Source organism: Staphylococcus sp. GDY8P196P, from assembly GCF_017891705.1.
In the GTDB taxonomy this organism is placed as follows: Bacteria; Bacillota; Bacilli; order Staphylococcales; family Staphylococcaceae; genus Staphylococcus; species Staphylococcus ureilyticus.
Window position 1 is genome coordinate 1 of sequence record NZ_JAESJS010000023.1, and the last position, 10381, is coordinate 10381.

The following is a 10381-nucleotide window of genomic DNA, read 5'->3' on the forward strand; positions in this document are numbered from 1 at the left end:
AATAGAATGTGCTTTTTCTTCTTCGACTGCTGTTTTATCTTCGTCACTTGTATTAATTAAATTGCCATCTTCAGAATCATCTAAATTTAAAATTTTATGTTTTTTTTAAGCAATCCACCCCAACTCAACATACGTTTTCGGTATAAACCTTTTTCCAAATCATTCACGATTTCTTGATTTTTTTCGTCATCATCAGTTAAAAAATCAGATGACTTAACCGAGTATTTTGAAGTCTCTTTGATTGTTGTAAGCTCATTTGAACTATTCATTAAATATATTGTATTTAGGCATATTTTGACGGCGCATATTGAGTGCATGTATTTCTTCAAGTTCAGCTTTAATCGATTGCATCAAATAACCCTGCATAGCTTCAACTGTTTCATTTTTCTGTAGTAACATCGCTTTAAACCGTTTTAAGACACTGACAAGTTCGAATTCCACGTCTTCTAAACGATAGTATGTATCATAGGCGTTATTAAATGATTTTTTCCCTTTAAGTAAAACACTTTTAATAATACGAATTTCTCTAATTTCAAAATTACTTAAGTAATCTTTGATTTGTTTGGGCAATTCTTCAAGCACTTGGAATTTTAAGGCATCATTATTAAATTCAGTTTGTTGGTGATTTGTATGATTCGAATGCGTATTTGTAGAAATGTTGTTAATGATATCATTCAAATCATTCGTATCATTATTCTCAGTCTCTATATATTCAGTATCATTAAGTTCAGTATCATTTGCGTATGATTTTGATACGTCTTGATGTATCATATTGATATTTCCAGACGTATTATTATCATAATTCTGGACGTATGATTTTGATACGTCCGTGTCATTTCGAGATTCTACATCGTTTTCTTGTTGTGATATGTAATATATATCAGCCTCTGTTACTTCAGGTTTTTTAATATATAGTTTATTTGGTTTGTTCAAACCTACTCTTATTTGATTAAATAAATCAGCTTGAGTTAATTCTTTTTTAATTTTAGATAATTTATTGGGACTACTGATATTTAGAATGGATTTAAGCTTTTCATTGGTATAAATAAAGAATATATCTCCATTTTCGTCTATCCAATTATTTCTTATAGATAAATCTAAACGATCTCTTAGTATTGACCAAGTTATTTTTGCATCGTTAGATAACTTAGTGTATTTAGGGTTAGTAAAAAATACTTTAGGTAATTGATAAAACTTCTCTTTTTGGATTTCTTTAATATTAAAGTTGGACATATAAAAAACCTCTTTCACATTTAAATTTTAAAAAGAGGTAATAAAAAGTTATAAGTATGTTTATATGTATTCGACTTGCACTAATAATTCTTAGTATATATAATAAGAATATAACAACTATATAAACAAACAAAGCACTTGTTTTATTACCGAAGAAGCCCGACTATTCCCGTAGTCGGGTTTCTTTATATATATTTATATTAACACTTTTGAAAGGTTTGTTAAATTGTTTATACGCATTTAAGTGTAAGCTTTTTCAAAATAGTGTATCCCTATATAATCGTTTATATGCGGGTATTATATACCCCTATATAACCCTTTTCACATCAAGTATAAACGGTGTATAATCATTTGAAAGGATTGTTATATGCCTCTATATATCTTTATACATATAATGGTTTATACGGTATTGAATTTATAAGTATAATAGGTATATAAGAGCATAAACATTATATATATAATTATATGGAGGGCGTTATATGAAGAGTATGAAACAAATCGCCGATGAATTAAATGTAACAAAAATGACTGTTTACAATAACGCGAAAAAAGCAAATGTGAATTTTCAAAAGGTTGATAATGTAAACTATTTATCAGGTGAAGATGAAGTTATAGTAGTAAATAGAATTAAAAAAAACCAAAATAAAAATGATTACTTTGATAATGAAAAAAAAAAAGAAAGTAAACCCAACGATGATAATCTTGTAAAAGATGAGACAATTAAGCATTTATATAATCAATTAGATATATACAAAGAACAGTCAAATAGAGATAAAGAACAGATCAACACACTGAATAGACTTCTAGAAAACCAACAAATATTAGCTTTAGAAAGTAATAAAAAAATTCAAAAGTTAGAGAATCAATTAGAGGAAGAAAGACAGCTTAATTATTCTTTTGATAAACCTGTTAATGATAGACAAAACGTTAATGTACAAGAAGAAACATTTACTGGAGAGTCTAAAGATACTGAACAACAAGAATGGGAGCAGTCTACAGAAGTGCAGCATAGAGATATATCTGAAGAAAAAGAGAATGAAAATCTCAACGAAGAATCATCTACAATAGACGATAAACAATTCGAAAAAATAGATAGTGAAAACGAAGGTAAGGAAGAAAAACCACCTAAGAAAGGTTTCTGGAGTAGGTTGTTTGGTAATTAGTGCTGATTTTATAGCGTAACTTGTGACCATTATCGATTATGTTAACTTAAAATTGACTTTTTCTACAATTTTTAATGTTCATCTTTATTTGTAAACTTTTCAATAAAACTCTAATAAATATATAACTTCTATAAATAAATATTTAGAAATTGTTTTACTAAGTATTTAACAAGAATATGATAAACTAATAAAGTGCAAATATTTATGTTCTATTAGTTAAGGAGACTGCAAAACTGATGTTAAAAATTAAGAAATTTGATAACGATTATGGATATATTAAACAAGAACTTCCTGATAAGTTGGTATTTAATATAAACAATGAAAAAGATTATAGTATTTATGAGTCGGTTTTACAAAATAAAGATTATAAAATGGGCTCAATACATACGAAAGATGCTCTAATAGGGATTATTGAAAGTAATGGAATAGATTATTATATACATATAAAAAAAGGAAAAATGTATGTTACTCCTTATTTAAATGGCCAAACAGAGGGCAGTTTAAATATTTCAATCGATATATATCATGACAGATTTACAATTGATAAAACACTATATAGTTACTTAATAACTGATAATTATACCAACCAAAAAATAGAGTTAGATGCGGGAATATTTATTGAAGGAAGAAAAACTTTTATAACTAATGCAGTAAATAAAAATAAAGATCCGTTTGTTTATTTGAAAATTACTTTCTTAAAATATATAACTTTTTTAGAGTTCACAAATTCTAAAAAGGACTTTGCATTTAAAACTATTAATTTAAACATTCTCACTTCTTCATTACTAACATTTGATTTAAAGAGCGCGAATGAATTAATAGTTCAAGCAGGTGAATATAAGCAGATTTTGCGAATTAATGATCTAAATAAAAATAAAGATGCAAAATTAATAGAAAAAATAAAAAATTACGTTCGAAATGATATACTTATAAAAGTAAATAAAAAACTTTACATTATAAATGAACACAATGACAAGTTAAGTATCAAAACTGACGCTGAGAAACAACTTTTATATAAACACAGTAATATTTCATTCAAAAAGAAAGGAAATATCATAAAAATAAATGGCGAAATTCTTTATAATATTAAATTTAAGCCCAACACTTTAGTTACTAAAAATGGAGTGTTCTTATCTGATATAAATTGGATATCAGATACAGAATTTATAGGTGAATTTAAAATTAGAAAATTAATGAATTTAAACGAAATCCACAATACCGTTTTTTTAGCTATAAATAATATTAAATTACACCCTTTGCACCAATCAAAAACATTAAAAGATAAAAGAAAGGTTTTATTGTCTTTTAATACTAAAAAAAATGCTGTTATTATTCGTAGAAATGCTGCTAATAATATATCTATAGGTAATTTAACAAGACTAAAAATTTACAAAACTTTTCATAAATTTAAAATAGAATTTGCTAGATGTATTGCAGCTATTTATAAATTCTTTTATAGAAAAAATAAAATTAATGTTTATTTTGAGAAAGAAGCTTCTAAAGCTGTAGAATCCGGTAAATATGTTTTTGAAGCAGTAGCCGATAATAAAAAATTAAAATCCCAAAATATTTTTATTTTAGATAAGAAATCTGAACAATACCCTGAAATGAAAAAAAAGTGGAAAAATAAGATAGTAAAGAGATTCAGTTTTAAAAATTATTTATATGTTTTTTTAGCTGATTATTTTATTTCAAGTGAGCTGAGTAATCATGTTATAAATACACGAATTTTTAATGACAAATTAAACGAAAAAATCAAGATTACACCATTATATTTTTTACAACATGGTATTATATTTATGAAACCTCATGACAATCCTAAATTTAGTGGATTTCATAAACAAAATATGACTAATAATATAGTGAAATCTGTTGTGAGTTCTGAAGTAGAAGCAAAAGAATTTAACATAATGGGCTATAATGATTTTGAAATTATGAAAACAGGATTACCTAAACTTGATGAAGCTAAATTAGATAAAGAGGCTAAAAAAATAACATATATGCCAACATGGAGACCTTGGGAAGAATCTCAAATATTTAATGGAAAAATTCAAGAAACAACATATTACCAATCATTAATGAATATAATAAGTGCATTTGAAAAAGCAGGGATTTTAGATCGTTTACAAATAGCTGCTCATAATAAATTTGCTGAATTTGCAAAAGAACACTTTAAAAAATATAAAAATATTTTTGTAGAAGATCCTACAGATACTTTATCCAATTCAATTATCTATATTACAGATATATCCTCCATTATATTAGATGCTACTTATCGTGGTGCATATCCAATATTTTACTGGAAAGATTTTGATATGATTATTGAAAAACATGGTGGAAGCACTCCTGTAAATGAACAAAATGCTCCAGGATCAGTTGTGTATTCAGAAGAAGAATTAATAAAATTAGTGAATAAAATTATTAAAAATAATTATAAAATACCACAAAATATTATTGAAAATTATAAAAAAATAAATGAGTTTGATGATAATTGCAATACAAAACGTGTTGTTAATGAATTATTAAACGACAACGTTTTATAAATATAAAAATTATAGTAAGAAGTGAGGTTTATATGATAAAAAGAATTAAAAGTAGGTTAAGAAGAAAATTTGAATTATTTAAAGTTTCTGCAGGCAATCAAAATATAAAGTTATATTTTGAATTAAAAAACTTTATAAAGTTTGATGCAAATGATTTCTTTATCAAAATAAACAATGAAAAAAAACACTGCAAAGTAAAGAAAAAATCTAATAATTATATTGAGATAGATGTTAATTCAGAACATATACTTAATAAAGATCTTTCATTTTCATTTTTTTATAAAAATAAAAAATTATGGACGACTTCAGAAAAAAATTTAAATCATATTTTAGAAGTAAATAATAATATTTATATACTTAAAGTAGATAAAAGTCTTTTACTCAGTAAATATAAAACTAATTTTAACTTCATTGATTATGAGAAAGAAATAAAAATACAGCAGTTAAAAGATAACTATATTGATTTAGGTACAAAGGAAAAAATAAAATCTTTAATATTAATGAATGAGTCTAATCAAATAGAAGTTCCTATAAATAATAACAAAATGAATCTAGACAATATAAAAGACGTTGTAAAGAAGGGGAGTTATAGGATTTATGTGGTTTCTAATCAAGCAATTTACCCAGCTCAAATTAAAGAAACTAAGGAAACAAATTATTTAATTATGAAATATGAATGGAAAAACAACTATTTACATGTTTCGATAAACAATATGTCTGTACCGCAATTTAATATTACTTCTGTAATGAATGAACCTTTTTTAAGAATGAGCACTTTTATAGAAAACACAAATTTAAACGATGATTATCAGTTTAAATCACTAGGTATAATAGACTCAGACTTGAATGATGTGAAATATTTAACTACAAAACGTTATCAATCACAAATCAATTCTGAATTAAAATTAAGTGAGTTTCATAATGATAAAAACAAAAAAATAATAGCTATTTTTCAAGAAAAGAAATCAAACAATGAAATCTTTTTCTGTTTAAATAGTGAGGAAAAAGTTAAATTTACAGGGTCTTACTATTTTGAAAATCAAATTTTAAATTTTAATTTTAAAAATAAAAACGAGATAACTATTGTTAATTCAAAACCAAAAATAAAAATGGGTGTGAATTCAATATCAGAAAAAGAATTAAATATTTATTTTCTTCCCAATTCAATTTATAAAACATTTCAATATTATCTAACATTTGAAGAAAGAACTTCTCAAAATAGATATGAAATTGAAATTTCAGAAGGTGAACAATGTATTAATATTCCTTATGAGGAAATTGAATCATTGAAAACTACGTCGAAAAATATTGTTGATATTTTTATTTCTATATATGATGGATCAGATATAATTCGTAAAGAAAAGCTTAAATTTAAAAAAGGAGTATATAGAAAAGATAATTATATAACTTTGCAAGAAAAATTGTTGGATAATAAAAAAGTATTCTATATGTTTACTTTAACTCCCTTTAAAAATATAAAAATAGAAACATTTGAATTAACTTTAGAAAACTATGAGATATTAGAAAAAGGCCATAAGAGTAATGATACATGGCTTATCGGAGAAAGGACAGATACTGCTCAAGATAATGGTATACAATTTTTTAAATGGCTACAAAAGTATACAAATATAAATGCTTATTACGTTATCGATGAGGATTCAAATGACTATGATAATGTAAGTAACTTAAATAATATTATTACATTTGGTTCGAAGAAACATTTTGAAGTATCTTCTAAAGCAAATGTATTAATATCTACTCATGATTTAGAAAATATCCTTCCTTATAAAACGGCTAAAAATTTTTGGGGTTATGAGAATAGTGTGAGAATTTTTCTACAACATGGCGTTTTAGGTCGAAAAAAAGTTGAGTATGATAAAAATAATTATGAGTTACCTTTCCATTTATTCAATGTTTCTAGCACTAATGAAAAATATGATATTGTGGTTAATCAATTAGGCTATGAACCAAAAGAAGTGGCAGTGACAGGTTTGCCAAGGTTTGATAGTTTACCTTTAAAACCTAAAAGTAAAACCAAAAAAATATTAATTATGCCTACATGGCGAGATTGGTTAAATAGCGATTATGCTTTTGAAAATAGTGAATATATGAATCGATATATAAATTTAATCAACCATCCAAAATTTGTACAATTAATTCGAGATTATAATATTGAAGTGAATTTTTATCCACACTATAGATCTCAGTCTTTTTTCAAACAGCATTTGGATAAAACTGAAAGTTTAATAAATTATGTGAGCTTAGGTGAACAAACAGTTCAGGATTTATTAATAGAACATGATGTTCTAATCACAGATTACAGTAGTGTGAGTTTTGACTTTTCTTATATGAAAAAGCCAGTGATATTTTTCCATTTTGATGTTGAAAGATTTTTTAAAAAAGGTATCTTTAGACCTATAGAAGAAACATTTATTGGAGATATAGTTTATAATGAAAAAGAAGTTTTAGATAAAGTTGAAAAGATACTAAGTTCTAGCCAACATACTCCAATCCCAAATTTAAATCATGTATTTGATTTTATTGATCATAAAAATAATGAAAGAGTTTATTATGAAATTTTAAATAAAATAAAAGAAAACTCTTAAATGTAAGGTGTTCTAGATTAATAATCTAGAACGTACAGTTATTTCGCTAAAATTAAAAGAAACGCGGGGATTTAATGAAATTTTTAAAATTTGTTTTTTTAACACTTATTTTAAATTTACTAATATCAATATTACTCAGAACCTTTTTCAAAAAAGAAATTTTTCAAGAATTAAAAGAAGATTTATATTCGAATGAAAAAATTAGAGAAACATTAGATTTCCTTTGAAATTAAAAAATTATATTAAATTGTTTAGTAACATGTTATTATAATAAGTGTACTCTAGTACAATTTTTAATTTGAAATTTACATAAAAAGACTCCTTTAGTTAGGAGTCTTTTTATGTATCTCAAGGAGTATAGATAGTACTGTATAAAAATTATTATATTAAAAGGATAGCAAGGGGGGGCATAATGAAGAAGTTCATTTCAGTTATATTTTGGATGAGAGCTATTTCCTGTTTGGGGATAGTTTTAATTCATTCCATTTCTGTAACTTTAGGACAGAACCCAAATTTAGAAAAAAATGAGTGGCCAACTTACGTTCAAATTTTTTTAATGTTTAGTACCCCTACTTTTGTTTTCATAACTGAGTTTCTAAATTCATACATATATGGAGCAACGTTAAAAAAAGGTTTCTTAAAAAAAAGACTATTATATTTAGGAGCCCCTTATATAGCAATGAATATATTTTGGACATTTAGTCATCATAATCCAACAAATATTAAAGAACTTATAGAAGGTTTCTTGTTAGTAAGTATTAGAGGTTATTCTGTAACATATTTCATTGTAATTATATTCCAATTTTATATACTTCATCTAATTTTAGGGAAAATGTTAAAAAAATTAAATCCACTTCCTATTATTTTTATTTCAATTATATTTACGAGTACGTATTGGGGGATGAGACTTATTTTACCTGCACCGGATAACCTGCTAGGATCCTTAGTTTGGGGTAAAGAAGGTCAAACAATTTTTATTGGTTGGATAACTTATTTTTTACTTGGATATTATATTGGCATTAATTATCATAATTTTATGTCAACGATAAGAAAGTATAAATATCATATAGTTGGTTTATTTATATTTAGTATAGTTTTAGTTTTAATAACGCATAATTTAGGTATAAATAGTGCCATTGGTTCTAAAAGACTTGATACCCCTATTTATACAACATCTGTTATTTTAATGTTTTTCTTACTAAATTCATATATTAAATATGTACCTAAATTCATACTGTTTATTAGTAATTATTCATTTAGCATTTATTTATTACATTTAGTATTTTTAAATAAAATGACTATGTTGAGTAATAATGTCTGGGAAGATATATTGTTTAAATTTATTATTACTATAACTCTATCTATATGTGTAGGATACTTGGTCAACATAACTAAATATGGAAAATATCTAGTTGGCAATATAGTAAATACAAAACATGAAAGTATATATAAAAATGTATTGTAAATTTTAATTTTCAACTGAACAATCTTACAGATATTATGAATTAAAATAATCAGTATTGAGATAATATTTGATTTTGAAACGGTTAAAAGTGGATTGCTACACTTAACTAGACAACTTTTATTAGGTGCATACGATAAATATTCCCAATTACTTGTTGCCAAAGGTAGAATGTATATCAACAAGCTAGAGGACAGTATACAGAAATTAGGTTACCCGACTACAAAATATGAATCGAAACAACATAGTTATTTAGTTAATAAATTAAAAAATGTACTGTTCTCAATATTTACTGCTACCAATCCAAGCGTGAATGAGCTAGAGCGCGTGTTAAAATAGATTAAATATGATAAAGAGTACGCACGAGCATTAACACATCTACAATCGATGCTTACAAGTAATATTTCTGGCAATAATCAAATTAGCGATGAATTAAAGCAACTTTTACTTGTTGACCTAGCAGATAAGATGCAAGAAGTTCATATGCATATTTTGCAAGTAGATTATCAAACAGTACAAGAAGTTTAAAAAATGTCAATAACAGCATTGGACTAGTAAGTGCACAGCTGCATCAGTTTTATTTACTGCATAATATTGACAAAAACAAAGAAAAAATTGAATATCAAAAGTAATTCATATAGTTGTAAACTAAACGAGAGGCAATAAAACGCGATAATAGAGAACTTTGTCTTCTATTGAGAAGCCGTTATCATTGGATAATTACAAAAGGTGTTTTATATTCATTTGCGAGTTTTCCTTTTTCGTGTTTCACATAAAACTTATTGATTTTTGATTCTACTGTGGAAGGATAATAGAAATGTTGTATACAAATTATATAACTGATTATATAATTGTTTTAGGTTAATCATGATTTTAGGGGGGGACACAATTGAAAAAAAGAGTTCTAGTAATAATTCTTTTAATGTTGACATATTATTTGATGAGATATAAGGGTTTAAAAGAAGCTAATTATTATGATTCTATTGACATTGAATCTGAAGAAGACATATTAGAAAAAATGGGGTTATTTAAAGATACTGAAGGTAATATCCACGAAATGGAAAGATAACAAAGTATAAACCGTTCTCAAAGACGTTTTATATTGTTGTTTAGTATTTTACTAGTCTTTATTAACGAGTCATCGTTTTTATAAGAAGATTAGGTGCCCCATTATCAAAATCAAAATAAAATTCTCTTAAACTATTTCTATCCTGTTCTAAATCATAAGTAAAGAATAGGTTCGTTTTTGACACAAAACCTCTTAACTATAAATTAGGAGGTTTGTGACTTTACCTGCTAATTTAGAATAACTTTTCTTGATAAATGATAAAGCTCAATACATTCACTATTCCATTTTATATTTTTCGAAATTCC

At 25.3% G+C, this 10381-nt stretch carries 7 protein-coding genes and 1 pseudogene; 6 read left to right on the forward strand and 2 right to left on the reverse strand.

Annotated features, from left to right (window positions below):
* Both KA814_RS13130 and KA814_RS13135 read right to left on the reverse strand, forming a co-directional pair.
* Positions 1-251: pseudogene (locus KA814_RS13130) on the reverse strand (protein rep); the annotation flags it as partial.
* Positions 252-261: 10 nt separating this feature from the next.
* Positions 262-1233, reverse strand: coding sequence for a replication initiator protein A (locus KA814_RS13135; protein WP_210122780.1), 972 nt, complete (start codon positions 1231-1233; stop codon positions 262-264).
* Positions 1234-1712: 479 nt separating this feature from the next.
* Between KA814_RS13135 and KA814_RS13140 the strand changes: the two genes are divergently transcribed.
* The 6 genes from KA814_RS13140 (at position 1713) to KA814_RS13165 (ending at position 10076) form a co-directional block, all read left to right on the forward strand.
* Complete coding sequence (locus KA814_RS13140) at positions 1713-2396, forward strand: DUF536 domain-containing protein (protein WP_210122781.1); 684 nt, start codon at positions 1713-1715, stop codon at positions 2394-2396.
* A gap of 236 nt (positions 2397-2632) precedes the next feature.
* Positions 2633-4939, forward strand: a complete 2307-nt coding sequence (locus tag KA814_RS13145) for a CDP-glycerol glycerophosphotransferase family protein (RefSeq protein WP_210122782.1) — start codon at positions 2633-2635, stop codon at positions 4937-4939.
* Positions 4940-4971: 32 nt separating this feature from the next.
* On the forward strand, positions 4972-7545 hold the full coding sequence (locus KA814_RS13150) for a CDP-glycerol glycerophosphotransferase family protein (RefSeq protein WP_210122783.1): 2574 nt from the start codon (positions 4972-4974) through the stop codon (positions 7543-7545).
* Positions 7546-7957: 412 nt separating this feature from the next.
* Complete coding sequence (locus tag KA814_RS13155; RefSeq protein ID WP_198644396.1) at positions 7958-9010, forward strand: acyltransferase family protein; 1053 nt, start codon at positions 7958-7960, stop codon at positions 9008-9010.
* A 93-nt stretch (positions 9011-9103) separates the two neighbouring features.
* Positions 9104-9346, forward strand: a complete 243-nt coding sequence (locus KA814_RS13160) for a hypothetical protein (RefSeq protein WP_133170256.1) — start codon at positions 9104-9106, stop codon at positions 9344-9346.
* Positions 9347-9896: 550 nt separating this feature from the next.
* On the forward strand, positions 9897-10076 hold the full coding sequence (locus KA814_RS13165; protein ID WP_210122784.1) for a hypothetical protein: 180 nt from the start codon (positions 9897-9899) through the stop codon (positions 10074-10076).
* Positions 10077-10381: the final 305 nt, after the last annotated feature.